Origin of the sequence: Prauserella shujinwangii, from assembly GCF_003001955.1 — a bacterium.
Taxonomy (GTDB): domain Bacteria; phylum Actinomycetota; class Actinomycetes; order Mycobacteriales; family Pseudonocardiaceae; genus Qaidamihabitans; species Qaidamihabitans shujinwangii.
Genome location: NZ_PVNH01000006.1, coordinates 365,169 through 381,891 on the forward strand (window position 1 = coordinate 365,169; position 16,723 = coordinate 381,891).

The 16,723-nt window shown below is 74.1% G+C and carries 14 protein-coding genes; 2 read left to right on the forward strand and 12 right to left on the reverse strand.

All coding sequences use genetic code 11. The features are described from left to right. Positions 1-2 precede the first annotated feature (2 nt). From B0I33_RS17075 to nadD, 6 genes are all read right to left on the reverse strand, one after another. The gene (locus tag B0I33_RS17075) at positions 3-887 is read right to left on the reverse strand and encodes a ComEA family DNA-binding protein (RefSeq protein ID WP_245900755.1); all 885 of its coding nucleotides are present in this window, start codon (positions 885-887) and stop codon (positions 3-5) included. Positions 888-1,052: 165 nt separating this feature from the next. Further along, entirely contained in the window at positions 1,053-1,898 is an 846-nt protein-coding gene (locus tag B0I33_RS17080) for a DegV family protein (RefSeq protein ID WP_106179765.1), read from the reverse strand. A 10-nt stretch (positions 1,899-1,908) separates the two neighbouring features. Beyond that, positions 1,909-2,676, reverse strand: coding sequence for a diglucosylglycerate octanoyltransferase (octT, locus tag B0I33_RS17085; RefSeq protein ID WP_106179766.1), 768 nt, complete (start codon positions 2,674-2,676; stop codon positions 1,909-1,911). Positions 2,677-2,680: 4 nt separating this feature from the next. Then, the gene (locus B0I33_RS17090; protein WP_106179767.1) at positions 2,681-3,292 is read right to left on the reverse strand and encodes a histidine phosphatase family protein; all 612 of its coding nucleotides are present in this window, start codon (positions 3,290-3,292) and stop codon (positions 2,681-2,683) included. After that, positions 3,289-3,690 carry a ribosome silencing factor gene (gene rsfS, locus B0I33_RS17095; RefSeq protein ID WP_106179768.1) on the reverse strand — a complete coding sequence of 134 codons (402 nt, stop codon included), beginning with the start codon at positions 3,688-3,690 and terminating at the stop codon, positions 3,289-3,291. Before rsfS ends, B0I33_RS17090 begins: the two co-directional genes overlap by 4 nt. A gap of 83 nt (positions 3,691-3,773) precedes the next feature. Continuing rightward, the gene (gene nadD / locus B0I33_RS17100) at positions 3,774-4,361 is read right to left on the reverse strand and encodes a nicotinate-nucleotide adenylyltransferase (protein ID WP_106179769.1); all 588 of its coding nucleotides are present in this window, start codon (positions 4,359-4,361) and stop codon (positions 3,774-3,776) included. A 296-nt stretch (positions 4,362-4,657) separates the two neighbouring features. Here nadD and B0I33_RS17105 point away from each other — a divergent pair, with 296 nt between their 5' ends. Next, positions 4,658-6,763 carry a RecQ family ATP-dependent DNA helicase gene (locus tag B0I33_RS17105; protein ID WP_106179770.1) on the forward strand — a complete coding sequence of 702 codons (2,106 nt, stop codon included), beginning with the start codon at positions 4,658-4,660 and terminating at the stop codon, positions 6,761-6,763. A 15-nt stretch (positions 6,764-6,778) separates the two neighbouring features. Here B0I33_RS17105 and B0I33_RS17110 read toward each other — a convergent pair whose 3' ends face one another. Further along, positions 6,779-7,732: a helix-turn-helix transcriptional regulator gene (locus B0I33_RS17110; RefSeq protein ID WP_106179771.1), complete on the reverse strand. Its 954-nt coding sequence runs from the start codon at positions 7,730-7,732 to the stop codon at positions 6,779-6,781. Between the two features lie 61 nt (positions 7,733-7,793). On the opposite strand from B0I33_RS17110, the gene B0I33_RS17115 reads away from it, so the two are divergent. Beyond that, positions 7,794-10,037, forward strand: a complete 2,244-nt coding sequence (locus B0I33_RS17115; protein ID WP_106179772.1) for an ATP-binding cassette domain-containing protein — start codon at positions 7,794-7,796, stop codon at positions 10,035-10,037. A gap of 6 nt (positions 10,038-10,043) precedes the next feature. Here B0I33_RS17115 and proB read toward each other — a convergent pair whose 3' ends face one another. The 5 genes from proB to B0I33_RS17140 form a co-directional block, all read right to left on the reverse strand. Then, positions 10,044-11,156, reverse strand: coding sequence for a glutamate 5-kinase (gene proB / locus B0I33_RS17120; protein WP_106179773.1), 1,113 nt, complete (start codon positions 11,154-11,156; stop codon positions 10,044-10,046). Further along, the gene (gene obgE / locus B0I33_RS17125) at positions 11,149-12,645 is read right to left on the reverse strand and encodes a GTPase ObgE (RefSeq protein ID WP_106179774.1); all 1,497 of its coding nucleotides are present in this window, start codon (positions 12,643-12,645) and stop codon (positions 11,149-11,151) included. Before obgE ends, proB begins: the two co-directional genes overlap by 8 nt. 117 nt (positions 12,646-12,762) lie before the next feature. After that, complete coding sequence (rpmA, locus tag B0I33_RS17130) at positions 12,763-13,020, reverse strand: 50S ribosomal protein L27 (protein WP_106179775.1); 258 nt, start codon at positions 13,018-13,020, stop codon at positions 12,763-12,765. A gap of 30 nt (positions 13,021-13,050) precedes the next feature. Next, complete coding sequence (gene rplU, locus B0I33_RS17135) at positions 13,051-13,365, reverse strand: 50S ribosomal protein L21 (RefSeq protein ID WP_106179776.1); 315 nt, start codon at positions 13,363-13,365, stop codon at positions 13,051-13,053. A gap of 120 nt (positions 13,366-13,485) precedes the next feature. Then, complete coding sequence (locus B0I33_RS17140) at positions 13,486-16,635, reverse strand: translation initiation factor IF-2 N-terminal domain-containing protein (RefSeq protein WP_106179777.1); 3,150 nt, start codon at positions 16,633-16,635, stop codon at positions 13,486-13,488. Positions 16,636-16,723 lie beyond the last annotated feature (88 nt).

The window sequence follows — 16,723 nt, forward strand, 5'->3', positions numbered from 1 at the left end:
GGTCACCGGACGCTCACGAGGTCGCGCAGTCGCTCGAAACGCTTGTCGCCGATGCCGTCGACCTCGCGCAGTTGTTCCACCGCCGTGAAGCGGCCGTGCCGGGCGCGCCAGTCGAGGATGCTCCGGGCGGTGACCTCACCGATCCCGGGCAGGCTCTCGAGTTCCTCCCGGCCCGCGGCGTTGAGGTCGACCGGGACGCTCCCGCCCGTGCCGTCACCCGCGCCGGGCGGTGCGGCCTGGGGCAGCGCGCTGCCCATCCCGGGCGGCGACGGGACCCCGACGTAGAGCTGCTCACCGTCGGCGACGCGGCGCGCCAGGTTGAGGGTGGCCAGGTCGGCACCGGGCCGGGCACCGCCCGCCGCCCGCACGGCATCGGCGACACGCGCGCCGGGCGGGACGGTGACGAGCCCCGGTGTCCGCACCTTGCCGACGACGCTGACCACGAGCGGCTCGGCGTCGGCGGGCCGCGCGGTCGTGGTCCGCGGCGGCCCGGCGGCCCCCGCGGGAAGCTCCCTCGCCAGGGGCAACGGCGGCGGGCTCTCCGCCGCGGGCCCGTCCGCGAGCAGGAACGCGACCACGACCGCGACGGCGGCGACGCCGAGCGCGGCGGCGACGACGGCCACCCGGCGCCGCCGTTCGGGCGGGCCGGAGCCGAGCCCGGCCGGGAGCCAGCGTTCGACCAGCCGTCCCGCGCGGCCCGCGGGCAGGGGTCCGGTGCCGGGCGGAGGGTCGCCATCGCCGGGAGGCCCGTCCGGCCCTGGCCGGGCGCCCGGTGGTGGTTCCGGCTCGCCGGGCAGGGCGGCGAGCTGGCTGAGGCGCCGGCGTGGGGCGGGCGCGCTCGGGGACGGTGCGGTCTCACCGGACCGCCGGGGATTCTGCTCGAACACACGAGCGACGCTAGGGCGGGCTCGGGCCCGCGCGGCAGTGCCGATCGACCGGGCTGTGGATGGCCGGGGGGATGTGGACAACCCGCCGTCCGCACGGCCGCCCCGGGCCGCGCCGTCGGCACCGCATGCTACGGTCGCCGGTTCGGCTGCGTGGTGTCCGCCGGGTCAGTGGCCGCGTTGCACGACGACACCCACGACGCCGGGGCCGGTGTGCGCCCCGATCACCGCGCCGAGCTCGGACACCACGCAGCCGGGTGAGCCGGGCAGCCGCTCGTCGAGCCGGTTGGCGAGGTCCGCGGCGCGTTCCGGCGACGCGAGGTGGTGCACGGCGAGCTCGGCGGGACGGTCTCCCGCGGCCTGCACGGCGAGGTCGACGAGGCGGGTGAGGGCGCGGTTCATCGTGCGCACCTTCTCGAGCGGCCGGATCTGCCCCTCCACCATGTGCAGCACGGGTTTCACCGCGAGCGCGGTACCCAGCAGCGCCGCGGCGGCGCCGATCCGGCCACCGCGCCGCAGGTACTCCAGCGTCTCCACCACGAACAGCGTCTCCGACCGGCCCGCCGCCGCCACGGCCGCCGCCTCGACCTCCTCGCCCGACGCGCCCCGGGCCGCCGCGGCCGCGGCGTGCAGGGCGGCGAAGCCGAGCCCCATGGCCGTGGTGCGGGAGTCCACCACACGCACCCGCTCGGGGCCGACCTCCTGCGCCGCGAGGACGGCGGACTCCCAGGTGCCGGACAGCCGTTTCGACAGGTGCACCGACACGACGGTGTCCGCGCCCTCGGCCAGTGCCCGCCGGTACGCGGCGGCGAACTCGGCGGGGGTGGGACGCGAGGTGGTGACGATCCTGCGCTCGCCGAGCGCCTCGGCGAGCTTGGCCGGGCCGACATCGATCCCGTCGACCGCGGGCACGCCGTCGATGAGCACGTGCAGCGGCACGACGCGGATGGCGTGCCGGTCGGCGAATCCCTCCGGCAGGTGGGCAGTGGAATCCGTGACTACGGCGACCGGCACGGCCGCCAGCCTACGTCCCCGTCTCCCGGGCGGCGGGTTCCCCGGCGGTTCCGCGTGGCGGGACCAACGGGGCCAGCAGCCCGGCCATCGCCGTGCCCACCGCCTCGTGACCTGCCCAGCCCCAGTGCATGCCGTCCGGGTTGCCGTGGCCGCCGAGCACGTGGGGGCCGACGATCGCGGGCAGGTCGAGCGCGGGCACCCCGTCCTCGGCGGCCCACGCCGCGATCGCCGCCGCCGTGTGCTCGCGCACGGTGTGCACGAAGCCGTAGGACGGCGCCCGGTGCACCGAGGGCAGCCAGCAGGCGACCGGCAGCTCCGGCCGCAGCGTCCGCAGCGCCCCCACCGAGGTCCGCAGGTAGTGCACGGTCAGCCGGGTGGGCAGCACGGCGGGCCTGCCGCGCAGGGCGGCGGCCAGCCTCGGCTGCGCGGCGAGGTAGGCACCGCGCACCGCCCGGCGCAGCGCGGGCGGGCGGAGGTAGCGCAACCCGGTGCGCAGATAGGTCGGCAACGGGGAGGGCAGCGTGTCCATGCTGCCGACCGCGAGCACCACCGCGTCGGCGTGGTGCAGGTCGGCCCACACCCGGGGGTCGCCGGTGAGCGACCACCAGAGGTCGCGCGCGGTCCAGCCGATCCCGGCGACGAGCTCGGCGGTGCCCCCGAGTGCGGCCGCGGCGACGTTCGGCCACAGTCGCGGCTCGTCCGCCGGATACCCGCCGTCGGGGCCGTGGAAGCTCAGGGAGTCGCCGAAGACCAGCACCCGGGGGCCGGTGCGCACCATGCCGCTACCCGGTCATGCCCGCGTTGTAGGCGAGCAACCGCCACGCGTCGTCGCGCCTGCCGAGCTCGACCCAGTGGCAGTTCGCGATGCCGCCGAGGGTGGGCCAGTGCGACACCGGCAGGTCGATCAGGCGGGCGGTCAGCGCGAGGATGAGCCCGCCGTGCGCCGCGAGCAGGACGGTCTCGTGGTCCTCACCGCCGCGGAGCAGGTCGGCCACGACCTCCTGGGCCCGGTCGGCCACGTCGACTCTGGACTCGCCGCCCGGCGGCGCCCAGGTGGCGTCGCTGCGCCAGCGCTCGCGCTCCCCCGGCGCCCGGACGTCGACCTCGGCGCCGGTCAGCCCCTGCCACTCCCCCAGGTGGGTCTCCCGGAGCCGCTTGTCGATGCGCAGCGGGACGCCGATGGCCTCGGTGAGGACGGTCGCGGTGTCGGTGGCCCGCCGCAGGTCGGAGGCGATGACCAGGTCGGGGGCGAACCGGGCGAGCGCGGGCGCGGCGAAGCGGGCCTGGTTCCAGCCGACCTCGGTGAGCGCCGAGTCGAGGTGCCCCTGCATCCGGCCCGCGGCGTTGAAATCCGTCTCACCGTGCCGCCACAACACCAGCCGCCGCAGGCTCACGAGGGTTCCGGCTCCTCGCCGGAGCCGTCCGCCCCGTCCCGCAGGCCCTGCACCTCGATCCGCGGGCAGTCCTTCCACAGCCGCTCCAGGCCGTAGAAGGAGCGCTCCTCGTCGTGCTGGACGTGCACCACGACGTCGACGTAGTCGAGCAGGACCCAGCGGCCCTCGCGCGCGCCCTCCCTGCGCACCGGCTTGTGCCCGGCGATGCGCAGCTTCTCCTCCACGTTGTCCACGATGGCGCCGACCTGCCGCTCGTTGGGAGCCGACGCGATGACGAACGCGTCGGTGATCACCAGCTGGTCGGAGACGTCCAGCACGACCACGTCGGTCGCCTTCTTGTCCGCGGCCGCGTGGGCGGCCGCGGTCGCGATGTTCCGTGCTTCGGCCGTCGCTGCCACGGTGCTCCTTCACGTCGAACTGCGCCGGAAGCAGGGTACCCGCAACGCCCGGCGGTCCGCGCCGCCACCGGCGCCGGTCCGGGTCAGTCCCGGTACAGCTTCCGCTTGTCGATGTACCGCACGACGCCGTCGGGGACGAGGTACCAGACGGGTTCGGAGTTGCGGACGCGTTCCCGGCACCCGGTCGAGGAGATGGCCATCGCGGTGACCTCCACGAGGCTGACCTTGCCGCTGGGCAGGTGGTGGTCGTTGAGGTGGTACCCGGGCCGGGTGACGCCGATGAAGTGCGCGTAGCTGAACAGCTCGTCGGCGTTGCGCCAGGTGAGGATCTGTTCCAGCGCGTCGGCGCCGGTGATGAAGTACAGCTCGTCCTCGGGGTACTCGGCGTGCAGGTCCCGCAGCGTGTCGATGGTGTAGGTCTGGCCGCCGCGGTCGATGTCGACGCGGCTCACCGAGAACACCGGGTTCGACGCGGTGGCGATCACCGTCATCAGGTAGCGGTCCTCGGCCCGGGACACGGTGCGGTCGGACTTCTGCCACGGCTGCCCGGTCGGGACGAACACGACCTCGTCGAGCGCGAACCGGTACTGGACCTCGCTGGCCGCGACGAGATGCCCGTGGTGCACGGGATCGAAGGTTCCCCCCATGACCCCTATCCGACGTGGAGACATGGGAACCCACCCTATACACCCTGGTTGGCGGCCCGGATGCGATGTGCGGGTCGGCCCTCCCCCGTCCAGCAGGGCCGACCCGCACGGCGTCCTCCGGCGAACCGAGGGGGCGTCGCCGGACGTGCCAGCCGCTCCCCCACGAGGACTCGCACGCCGACGGGACTCGTGCCCGGTGGTCCCCTGACGACACCTTGCCTGTGATCCGCATCACAAATGACCCTCCGCGGCGCGGCCGCGGTTCCGTTCGCCCCGCCCGGGGCCGACATCGTCGGCCCGATGCGGTAGAGCTGGTCGGCGTGGACATCGACACTCTTCGCCAGCGGGCCGAGACCCTGCTGCACGCCCTCGCCGGCGCCGACGCGACCCTGCGCGACGACCAGTGGACCGCCATCGAGGCGCTCGTCGCGCACCGCAGGCGCGCGCTGGTGGTGCAGCGCACCGGCTGGGGCAAGTCGGCGGTGTACTTCCTGGCGACCGCACTGCTCCGGGAGCACGGGGCGGGCCCCACGGTGATCGTCTCGCCGCTGCTGGCGCTGATGCGCAACCAGATCGCGGCGGCCGAACGCGCGGGGATCCACGCGGCGACGATCAACTCGGCCAACCCGCAGGAGTGGGACGACGTCCAGGCGCGGATCGCCGCGGGCCAGGTCGACGTGCTGCTGGTGAGCCCGGAGCGGTTGAACAACCCGGACTTCCGCGACGCCGTGCTGCCCAAGCTGACCGCGTCGGCCGGGCTGCTCGTGGTGGACGAGGCGCACTGCATCTCCGACTGGGGCCACGACTTCCGGCCCGACTACCGCAGGCTGCGGACGCTGCTCGGGGACCTGCCGGACGGGGTGCCCGTGCTGGCCACCACCGCCACCGCGAACGACCGGGTCGCCACCGACGTGGCCGAGCAGCTCGGCATCGGCCACCGCAGCGACACCCTCGTCCTGCGCGGTCCGCTGGACCGGGACAGCCTGCGCCTGTCGGTCGTTCGCCTCCCCGCCCCGGCGCAACGGCTGGCGTGGCTGGCCGAACGGCTCGCCGACCTGCCGGGCTCGGGCATCGTGTACACGCTGACGGTGGCCGCGGCCCACGACGTCGCGACGCTGCTGCGGGACCGCGGCTACCCGGTGGCCGCCTACACCGGCAAGACCGACCCCGCCGACCGGCAGGCCGCCGAGGACGACCTGCTGGCCAACCGGGTCAAGGCGCTCGTCGCCACCTCCGCGCTCGGGATGGGCTTCGACAAGCCGGACCTCGGGTTCGTCGTGCACCTGGGCGCACCGTCCTCCCCCATCGCCTACTACCAGCAGGTGGGGCGGGCCGGGCGTGGCGTGCGCCGCGCGGAGGTGATCCTCCTGCCCGGCCAGGAGGACGTGGAGATCTGGAACTACTTCGGATCGCTGGCCTTCCCCGACGAGCAGCGGGTGACCCAGGTGCTCAACACGCTGGCCTACGCCGACCGCCCCCTGTCGACGGCGGCCATCGAGCCCACCGTCGAGCTGTCCCGCACGCGGCTGGAGATGGTGCTCAAGGTGCTCGACGTCGACGGAGCGGTACGCCGCGTCCGCGGGGGCTGGGAGGCGACCGGCCAGGACTGGCACTACGACCGGGAACGCTACGAGCGCGTGCGGCAGGCGAGGGCCGCCGAGCAACGGGCGATGCTGGACTACCTGGACACCACCGGCTGCCGGATGGAGTTCCTGCGGCACCAGCTCGACGATCCGCACGCCGCGCCGTGCGGCCGCTGCGACAACTGCACCGGCGAGCGCTGGCCCGCCGAGGTCTCCCCGGACGCGGCACGGGCGACCAGCGAGCGGCTGAACCGCCCGGGGGTGGCCGTGGCGCCGCGCAGGCAGTGGCCCACCGGCATGGCGGCACTGGACGTCCCGCTGTCGGGCCGCATCGGCAAGGACGAGCAGGCGGACGAGGGCCGGGTCGTGGGCAGGTTGACCGACGTCGGGTGGGGGAACCGGCTGCGCGACCTGGTCGGCGCGAGCACCTCGGACGGGCCTGTGCCCGATGCCGTGTTCGAAGCCTGCGTCTCGGTGCTGGCCGGCTGGGACTGGCCCGCCCGTCCGGTGGCGGTGGCCGGGATCGCCTCGCACACCCGCCCGGAGCTGGTCCGCGACCTGACCGAGCGGATCGCCAGGGTCGGGCGGCTGACCCCGCTGGGCACGGTCGACGCGCACGGCCCGCCACCGCGCCGCGCGAACAGCGCCCAGCGGCTCGCCGACCTGTGGCAACGGCTGAGCCTGCCGGACTCGGTACGGGAGGTGGCCGGCCGGCTCGACGGGCCGGTGCTCCTGGTGGACGACGTCGTGGACACCGGGTGGACCATGACCGTCGCCGCGCGCCTGCTCCGCCAGGCCGGGGCACCCTCGGTGCTGCCGTTCGCGCTGGCCGCGACGGCGTAGCGGCCAGGGGCGGTGTCACCCACGGCCGAGGAGCCGCGCGCCGAACGCCTGGCAGGCGGCGCGGAAGCCGGGCGGTTCGTGGACGGTGAAATCGGCGTCCAGGAAGGCGAGGGCGAGCAGCAGCCACTGCCACGTGTCGAGCATGAGGACGGCCTTCGTCCGCCGGTCGCCGAGCGCCTCGAGCTCGGCGTCCTGGTGCCGGAAGGCGTCGGCGACCGCGGGCAGGGGCGCCTCGACGGTGAGGACCACCCGGCTGCGGTCCTTGTGGAGCCCCTGCCGGAGATAGTCCAGCGCGGTCTCGGCGGGCAACGGCCTGGGCGAGAAGGTGCTCGTGGAGGTCCGGAGGCCGGTGACGCGGTCCAGCCGGAACACCCGCCAGTCCTCCCGGTGGACGTCCCAGGCGAGCAGGTACCAGCGCAGGTGGTGGTGGACGTGGCGGTAGGGATGCACCTGGCGGGACGTGACCGCGCCGTCGCGGCCCGCGTAGCCGAACGTGATGACGTGGCGGTGCCGCACGGCGTCGGCGAGCGCGGCGAGGACGTCGGCGCTGACGCTCGGAGCGCCGCTGGGTCCGGTCTCCAGGCTGGCGCGAAGCTGGGCGGCGCGGTGCCGCAACCGCTTCGGGAGGAACTGGTCGATCTTGCCGTAGGCCCGGGTGGCGGCCTCGTCCACGCTGCCTCCGGCGGCGCTGCCGGTGGCGGCGAGCGTGGCCAGCCCGAGGAGGGTGGCGATCGCCTCGTCGTCGTCGAGCGCGAGCGGGGGCATGGCGGTGCCCGCGGTGAGCCGGTAGTGGCCGCCGGGTCCCGGCTGGGTCCGGACCGGATAGCCGTAGCCGCGGAGGCGGTCGATGTCCCTGCGCAGCGTCCGGGGACTGACGCCGAGCCGCGCGACCAGCTCGTCCGCGGTGAACGCCCGTCCGGTCTGGAGCGTGGCGAGCAGGGCCAGGATGCGCTGGGTGACGTCCGCCATGAACCCAGTCTCCCCCCGGTCGCGGTCAGAATGTGGCCACATCTGTTTCTAGCCTGCGCCCATGGCGCAACGCACGATCCGCATCCGCGGTGCCCGGACCCACAACCTGAAGAACCTCGACCTCGACATCCCCCGCGGCCGGCTGGTCGTGTTCGTCGGCGTGTCCGGCTCCGGCAAGTCGTCCCTGGTGTTCGACACGATCGCGGCCGAGGCGGGCCACCAGCTCAACGAGACGTTCCCGCCGTTCGCCCGCAACCGGCTGCCGAAATGGACGCGCCCCGAGACCGACGAGATCGAAGGGCTCTCCCCGGTCGTGGTGATCGACCAGCGCAGGATCGGCGGGAACGCCCGGTCCACGGTCGGCACCATCACCGATGCCTGGACCTACCTGCGGCTGCTGTTCTCCCGGCTCAGCTCACCGCACGTGGGCGAGTCCAACCACTTCTCGTTCAACGATCCCGCGGGCATGTGCCCGGCCTGCTCCGGGCTCGGCGAGGTGGTGGTCAGCGCCGTCGACCGCTTCCTCGACCTGGACCGGTCCCTCGCCGAGGGCGCGATCCTGCTGCCCGGCTTCGGCAACGGCGGCTACTGGTACTCGCGGTATGCCGACATCGGCAGCTTCTCCCCCGACACCCCGCTGCGGGACTGGACGGAGGCCGAGCGCCAGGCCCTGCTCTACGGCGGCGAGCACGCCGCGCGGCTGGGCACCAGGCCCCCCGCCGACTACGAGGGCATCGTGCCGCGCTTCGAACGCATCTACCTGCGCACCTCCGACGACCTGTCCGACCGCAAGCGGGAGACCATCGCCCGGTTCACCCGGTCCGAGACGTGCCCCGAATGTCGCGGCGACCGGCTCAACGAGGCGAGCCGCACGGCCACCGTCCTGGGCCGCACCATCGGCGAGCTCGCCCGGCTGGAGATCACCGAGCTGCACGGCCTGCTGGACGGGGTGACCGACCCCGCGGTCGCCCCGGTCGTCACCGCCCTGCGGAACCGGTTGCGGGCGATGATCACCATCGGGCTGGGGTACCTGCACCTCGGCCGGGCCACCACCACCCTGTCCGGTGGGGAGTCGCAGCGGATCAAGACCGTCAAGCACCTCGGCAGCAGCCTCGTCGAGATGCTCTACGTCTTCGACGAGCCCACCGTCGGCCTGCACCCGCACGACATCGACTCGATGACCGCCCTGCTGCGGGAGCTCCGGGACAAGGGCAACACCGTCCTCGTCGTCGAGCACGACCCCGCGGTCATGGCGATCGCCGACCAGATCGTCGAGATCGGGCCCGGCGCGGGCACCGGCGGCGGTGAGCTGGTCTTCCAGGGCACGTTCGCCGAGCTCGGCGCGGCGGGCACGGCGACAGCCACCGCACTCGGCGGGCGGCCACCGGCCAGGACCCGGCCCCGGCAGGCCTCCGGCACGATCACGGTGGCGAACGCGGCCCGCAACAACCTGCGGAACCTGACCGTCGACATCCCGTGCGAGGTCCTCACCGTCCTCACCGGCGTCGCCGGGTCGGGCAAGTCCAGCCTCGCGGCGGAGCTGGTCGCCCAGCACGGGGCGATCGTGATCGACCAGAAGCCGGTCAGCACCAACCGGCGCTCCACCCCCGTCACCTACACCGGGATCGCCGCCGCCGTCCGCAGGCTCTTCGCCGAGCACAGTGGACTGCCCGCGGGCCGGTTCAGCGCCAACTCCGACGGCGCGTGCCCCGACTGCAGGGGCCTGGGTGTCCGGTACACCGATCTGGCCTTCCTGGACGGCCAGGAAACCGTGTGCGAAACGTGCCAGGGGCGCCGGTTCACCGAGGAGGTGCTCCGCCACCGGGTCGCCGGACTGTCCATCGCGGACATCGACGACCTCACCGTCGCCGACGCCCTCGACCGCCTCCCGGCCGAGCGGATCCGGCAGGCGCTGCGGCACCTGGAGCGGGTCGGCCTCGGCTATCTCCGGCTCGGTCAGCCGCTCACCACGCTCTCCGGTGGTGAGTGCCAGCGGCTCAAGATCGCCAGGGAGCTGCGCGACACCGCCGAGCCCACCCGGTACGTCCTCGACGAACCCACCACCGGGCTGCACCCGCGGGACATCGCCACCCTGCTCGACGTCCTCGACCAGCTCGTCGACCGGCACCACACGGTACTGGTGATCGAGCACAACGTCGACGTCATCCGGCACGCGGACTGGCTCATCGACCTCGGCCCCGGGCCCGGCAGGCACGGCGGCCGCATCCTCTACGAGGGGCCGGTCGCCGGCATCACCGACACCGTCACCGCGGCCGCGCTGCACGGCGAGCCCGCCAGCCGGTGAGACCGTTCAGCCGTGCCGCAGCGGGACCAGGTCGTCGGCGTGCACGACCTCGCGCCGCTGCTCGTCGGGCAGCTCGTGGCTGGACCGGCCGATGAGGTCCGGCAACTCGCCGACGTCGAAGGCGACCACCCCGCGGGCGACCACCCGCTGCGCCGGGTCGACCAGGTCGACGACGTCACCCGCCTGGAAGTCGCCGTCGACCCCGGTGATCCCGGCGGCGAGCAGCGACCGCCTCCGGCTGACCACGGCGGCGACCGCCCCGTCGTCGAGGTGCAGCCTGCCGCTGGAGCCGGCCGCGTATCCCAGCCAGAACCGGCGTGCGGACAGCCTGCTGCCCGCCGCGTGGAACGCGGTGCCGCCCCGGGCGTGCCCGAGGGCGTCCTTCGCCTCGGCGGCCGCGGCGATCAGCACGGGGATGCCCGCCGCCGCGGCCGTGCGCGCGGCGGCCACCTTCGACACCATGCCGCCGGTGCCGAGACCGGAGCTGGACCTGCCGACCGCGAGACCGTCCAGATCGGACTCGTCGGATACTTCGACGATCTTGCGGGTGGATCCGTTGCGGGGATCCCCGTCGTACAGGCCGTCCACGTCGGACAGCAGGACGAGCCCGTCGGCACGGATCAGGTGCGCGACGAGAGCGGCGAGCCGGTCGTTGTCACCGAAGCGGATCTCCTCGGTCGCCACGGTGTCGTTCTCGTTGACCACGGGCACCGCGCCGAGCGCGAGCAGCCGGGAGAAGGTGCGCTCGGCGTTGCGGTAATGCGCGCGCCGGACCACGTCGTCGGAGGTCAGCAGCACCTGGCCGACCGTGAGCGAGTAGCGGCCGAACGACTCGGCGTAGGCGTGCGCCAGCGCGAGCTGCCCCACGCTCGCGGCCGCCTGCTGCGTCGCCAGGTCCCGGGGACGGGAGCCCAGCGACAGCGGGGCGAGGCCCGCTCCGATCGCGCCGGAGGAGACCAGCACGATCTGCGTCTCCCGGGACACCCGCTCGGCGATGGCGTCCACCAGCGCGTCCAGCCGGGCGGCGTCGAGGCCGTCGCCCGCGGTGGTCAGCGCCGACGAGCCGACCTTGACGACCAGCCGGTCCGCCTCGGCGATCGCGCGCCGGGCCTCACTCACCGGTGTCCTCGCCGGACTCCGCGCGAGGCTGCCGCTCCGCGCCCGGGGCCGGCTCGTCCTCCGGCTCACCCTCGCGGCGGATGCGCCGGGCCTCCTTGCGCTCCGCGGCGCTGACCCGCGTGCGCTGCTCCAGCCTGGTGTCGTTGCCCCGACCGCTCAACTGGGCGGCGGTGCCCGCCGGGGTCGACGGCTCCCACTCGAACGTCATGTCGCCGATCGTGACCGGGCTGCCGGGCACGGCGCCCCGCCGGGCGAGCTCGTCCTCGACGCCGAGGCGGTTGAGCCGGTCGGCGAGATAGCCCACGGCCTCGTCGTTGGCGAAGTTGGTCTGCCGCACCCAGCGCTCGGGCCGCGCGCCGCGCACCACGAAGCCGCCGGGTTCGTCCGGGTCGGCTTCGACGGTGAAGCCGCTGTCGTCGACGGGCTCCGGCCGCAGCACGATCTTCGTCGGCGTGGGCGGCGGCTGCGCGGCACGGTAACCCTCGACGATCTCGCCGAGCGCGAACGTCAGCTCCCGCAGGCCCCGGTGCGCCACGGTGGACACCTCGAACACCCGCAGGCCCCGGGCCTCGAACTCGGGACGCACCAGGTCGGCCAGGTCGGCGGCGTCCGGGACGTCGACCTTGTTCAGCACGATCACGCGCGGCCGTTCGGCGAGCTCGCCGCCGAGCGCGGGGGTGTACCGCGCGAGCTCGTCCTCGATCGCGTCGACGTCCGACACGGGGTCGCGTCCGGGCTCGTAGGTGGCGCAGTCGACGACATGCACCAGCACGGCGCAGCGCTCGATGTGCCGCAGGAAGTCCAGTCCGAGACCCTTGCCCTCGCTCGCGCCGGGGATGAGGCCGGGCACGTCGGCCATCGTGAACACGGTGTCGCCCGCCGTGACGACGCCGAGGTTGGGCACCAGTGTGGTGAACGGGTAGTCGGCGATCTTCGGCCGCGCGGCGGAGAGCACGGAGATGAGCGACGACTTCCCCGCCGAGGGGAAGCCGACGAGCCCCACATCGGCCACCGAGCGCAGCTCCAGCACCAGGTCGCGGCTTTCGCCCGGCTCGCCGAGCAGCGCGAACCCGGGCGCCTTGCGGGCGCGGGAGGCCAGCGCGGCGTTGCCGAGCCCGCCCCGGCCGCCCTTGGCGGCGACGAACGTGGTGCCGGCGCCCACCAGGTCGGCCAGCACGGCGCCGTCCTCGTCGAGGACCACCGTGCCGTCGGGCACTCGCAGCTCGAGCGGTTCCCCGGCCGCGCCGCTGCGGTTGCCGCCCTGCCCCTGCTTGCCGTTGCCGGCGCGGGCATGCGGCCGGAAGTGGAAGTCGAGCAGCGTGTGCACACCGGGGTCGACGACGAGCAGCACGTCACCGCCGTGCCCGCCGTTGCCGCCGTCGGGGCCGCCGAGCGGCTTGAACTTCTCACGGTGCACCGACGCGCAGCCGTTTCCGCCGTTGCCGGCGGTCACGTGGATCACCGCCCGATCGACGAACCGGGACGCCATGTCTCGACCTTCCTGCAGAACTGGGTACCAGGCCCTGGATACAGAAACGAGGGACGGGACCGGAGATGTTCCGGACCCGTCCCTCGTTCAGGGGTCGTGCGCGCGAACCGGGCCCGCTCAGGCCTCGGTCGGCACGATGTTGACCGTCTTGCGCCCGCGCTTCTGGCCGAACTGCACCGCGCCGCCGGCCAGGGCGAACAGCGTGTCGTCGCCGCCACGGCCGACGTTCACGCCGGGGTGGAACTTGGTGCCGCGCTGACGGACCAGGATCTCACCCGCGTTGACGACCTGACCGCCGAACCGCTTGACGCCGAGGTACTTCGGGTTGGAGTCACGGCCGTTGCGGGAGCTGGACGCGCCCTTCTTGTGTGCCATCGGTGGTCACTCTCCTTCGAGGCAACAGCCTTACTTGTCGATGCCGGTGACCTCGACGCGGGTCAGCCGCTGGCGGTGACCCTGGCGCTTGTGGTAGCCGGTCTTGTTCTTGAACTTGTGGATCCGGATCTTGGGACCCTTGGTCTGCTCGACGACCTTGCCGGTGACCGAGACCTTCGCCAGCGCGTCGGCGTCCGTCGTGACCTCGCCGCCATCGACGAGCAGCACGGCGGGGAAGGTGTGCTCGGTGCCCGGCTCGCCCTCGAGCTTCTCGACCTCGACGACGTCGCCGACAGCCACCTTGTACTGCTTGCCGCCGGTCTTGACGATCGCGTACGCCGACACGGAAGTCTCCTGGTTACTCGACAGTGGGTTGGGGCCAATACGCCCGCGGCAACCGCGGGCCGTTCTACAGGTTACTGCGTGACCTCACGCGGCAGGACACCGGGGTCGGGCGCCGGGGCATCAGCCGTTCTCCTGCGCGTGGACGGGCGGCCCCGCGGGGCGCGACGCCGCCCGGCGCGGGCGCCGGGTGCCGGTGCGCGTGGCCGGGGCGGGCACCGCCGACCGCTCCGGGGTCTCCGGGGTCTCGTGGGTCTCCGGGGTCTCGTGGGTCTCCGGGGGCGCGGAGCTCTCCGGGGTCCGCGAGCTCTCCGGTCGCGTCTCCTCCCGCCGTTCCGGCTCCGGGGCGGCGGGAGTCGAGTCGGCGGGCCCGGTGGGCTCGGCAGACCCGGCGCTCTCGGCGCCCTCGGGGGACGCCGCGGACGCCGCGGGTTCGGGGCTGGCCGCCCGGTCGGCGGGACGGCCGTTGAGCGGCGGCGCACCGTGCTCGGGCCCGACCGACCGGTCCTCACCTTCGGCCGCCTCGGCCGCGGGGGTGGGTTCGGCGGGCTGGGTGGCCTCGGCGGGCTTGGCGGGCCGCTCGGCCCTGCGCGCGGAGCGGCCCTTGCGCTCGGCCCGCGAGGGCGGCGGCGACTGCTCGCCACTCTCGCCCTCAGCGGCCTTCGCGGATCCGGACGAGGCGGACGAGGCCGACGACGCGGACGCCATCGCCTGGACGGCGGTGACCGCGGTCTCCCGCTGTTCGGGTGTGGGGCCGGAGGACTGCTCGGCCCGCGCGGTGTCCTGCTGCTGGTCGTCGCCGCCCTTGCCGCGGCCACGGGAGCGGCGGGAACCACGCTCGTGGCCGCCGCCATTCCCCGTGCCGCCGGAGCCGCCGGAGCCACCGTTGCGCTGCGGTTCGGTGGAGATCAGCACACCGCGGCCCTTGCAGTGCTCGCAGGTGCTCGAGTACGCCTCGAGCAGGCCCGTGCCGACCCGCTTGCGGGTCATCTGCACCAGCCCGAGCGAGGTGACCTCGGCCACCTGGTGGCGGGTCCGGTCGCGGCCGAGGCATTCGGTGAGCCTGCGCAGCACCAGCTCGCGGTTGGACTCCAGCACCATGTCGATGAAGTCGATGACGATGATGCCGCCGATGTCGCGCAGCCGGAGCTGCCGCACGATCTCCTCGGCCGACTCCAGGTTGTTGCGGGTGACGGTCTCCTCGAGGTTGCCGCCGGACCCGGTGAACTTGCCGGTGTTGACGTCGATGACGGTCATCGCCTCGGTGCGGTCGATGACCAGGTAGCCGCCCGAGGGCAGCCACACCTTGCGGTCGAGCGCCTTGGTGATCTGCTCGTCGATGCGGTAGTCGGCGAAGACGTCCCCCGTGCCCGTGTACCGCTTGAGCCGGTCCACCAGGTCCGGCGCCACATGCTCCACGTAGGCGTGGATGGTCTCCCACGCGGTGCCGCCCTGGACTTCCAGCTTGACGAAGTCCTCGGTGAACAGGTCGCGCACGACCTTCACGAGCAGGTCGGGCTCCTCGTAGAGCATGGCGGGAGCGCCGCTCTTCTTGCCCTTGGCGGACTCGGCCTTCTCCTTGATGACGTCCCACTGCGCCTTGAGCCTGCGGACGTCGCGGCCGAGTTCCTCCTCGCTGATCCCCTCCGACGCCGTGCGGATGATCACACCGGCGTCCTCGGGCACGATCCGCTTGAGGATGTCCTTGAGCCTGCGCCGCTCGTTCTCCGGCAGCTTGCGGGAGATGCCGGTGGCGCCGCCGGCGGGCACGTAGACGAGGAAGCGGCCGGGCAGCGAGATCTGCGTCGTCAGCCGGGCGCCCTTGTGCCCCACCGGGTCCTTGGTGACCTGCACGAGCACGGTGTCGCCGGTGGAGAGGGCCTGCTCGATCTTGCGCGCCTTGCCCTCGAGACCGGCGGCGTCCCAGTCCACCTCGCCCGCGTAGAGCACCGCGTTGCGGCCGCGGCCGATGTCGATGAAGGCCGCCTCCATGGACGGCAGCACGTTCTGCACGCGGCCGAGGTAGACGTTGCCCACGATGGAGCCGCTGCCGGACGAGGTGACGAAGTGCTCGACGAGCACGCCGTCCTCCAGCACGCCGATCTGGGTGGAGTCGCCGCGCTCGGCGACCACCATCGTGCGTTCGACCGACTCGCGCCGCGCGAGGAACTCGGACTCGGACAGGATCGGCGCGCGCCTGCGCCCGGCCTCCCTGCCGTCGCGGCGGCGCTGGCGCTTGGCCTCCAGCCGGGTGGAACCGCGCACGCTGCGGACACCGTCGCGGGAGTCCGGCTTGCTCTCGCCCTTGCTGCCGTCGCGGACGTGCACGACCGTGTTCGGCGGGTCGTCGGCGCCCGAGGTCCCCGGCTCGGCGGACTCGTCCTCCCCGCCCTTGCGGCGGCGCCTGCGGCGCCTGCGCTTGCTGGCGGTGTCGCCGTCGGCGTCCTCGGCCTCGCCGCCCGCACCGCCCTCGGCGGGCTGCGCCTGCGCCGGCTTGCCCTCCCCTGCGGCCTGCGGCTGCTCCGGCTTCTCGGACTTCTCCGACTTCTCCGACTTCTCCGACTTCGGCTCGGCGCCCTTGTCCTGCTTGCCGGACTCGGCCTGCTGATTCTCGGCCTGGTCGCCGGTGTCGCCCTTGCCCCGGCCCCGGCCGCGACGGCCGCGGCGCCTGCGGCGACGGGCCCCGGCCTCGCCCTCGTCGTCACCCTCGCCGGGCTCGCCGCCCGGGTACTGCTCCTCGGACTGGTCCCCGGCCTGCTTCTCGTCCGTCTGCTCGGCCTGCGCGGCCTTCGGCTCCTCGACCGGGGGCTCCGGTGGCAGGAACACCGGGGACGGCGCGGCGAACACCGGCGTCCGCACCGGCCGCGGCGGGGTGGACGGCTCCGGTGGCGCGTCGGCGGGCGGGGTCGCCGCCACCGCGGGCGCGTCGGCCACCGCGGGTGAGGTCTCGTCCTCCTCGTCGGCGGCCGCCGCCGCGGGCGCCGGTTCCGCGTCGGGCACCGGGGCGGCCTCGGCGGCCTCCGCCACCGCCTCGTCGAGCGCGCCGAGCGCCTCGGCCAGGCGCAGTGCCACGTCCTTGGGGACGCTGGACTGCGCGCTGCGCGCCGTCTCGCCCAGCTCCGCGAGCTTCGCCAGCACCTCACGGCTGCTCGTGCCGAGCAGTTTCGCCAGTGCGTGCACCCGGATCCGGTGGGGCAGATCGGCCAGTGCACCGGCCGTGGATGTGGCGGTAGTCCCGCCCGTGTTGTCGGCGGGTGTCTCCGCGTTCGCCATGTGTCTCCTTCGCCCCCGGGCGCGCCCACCGGCCGTCCCCGCCGGGGCATACACCCCGGCCTGGGACGGCCCGCCGGAAACGCGGCCG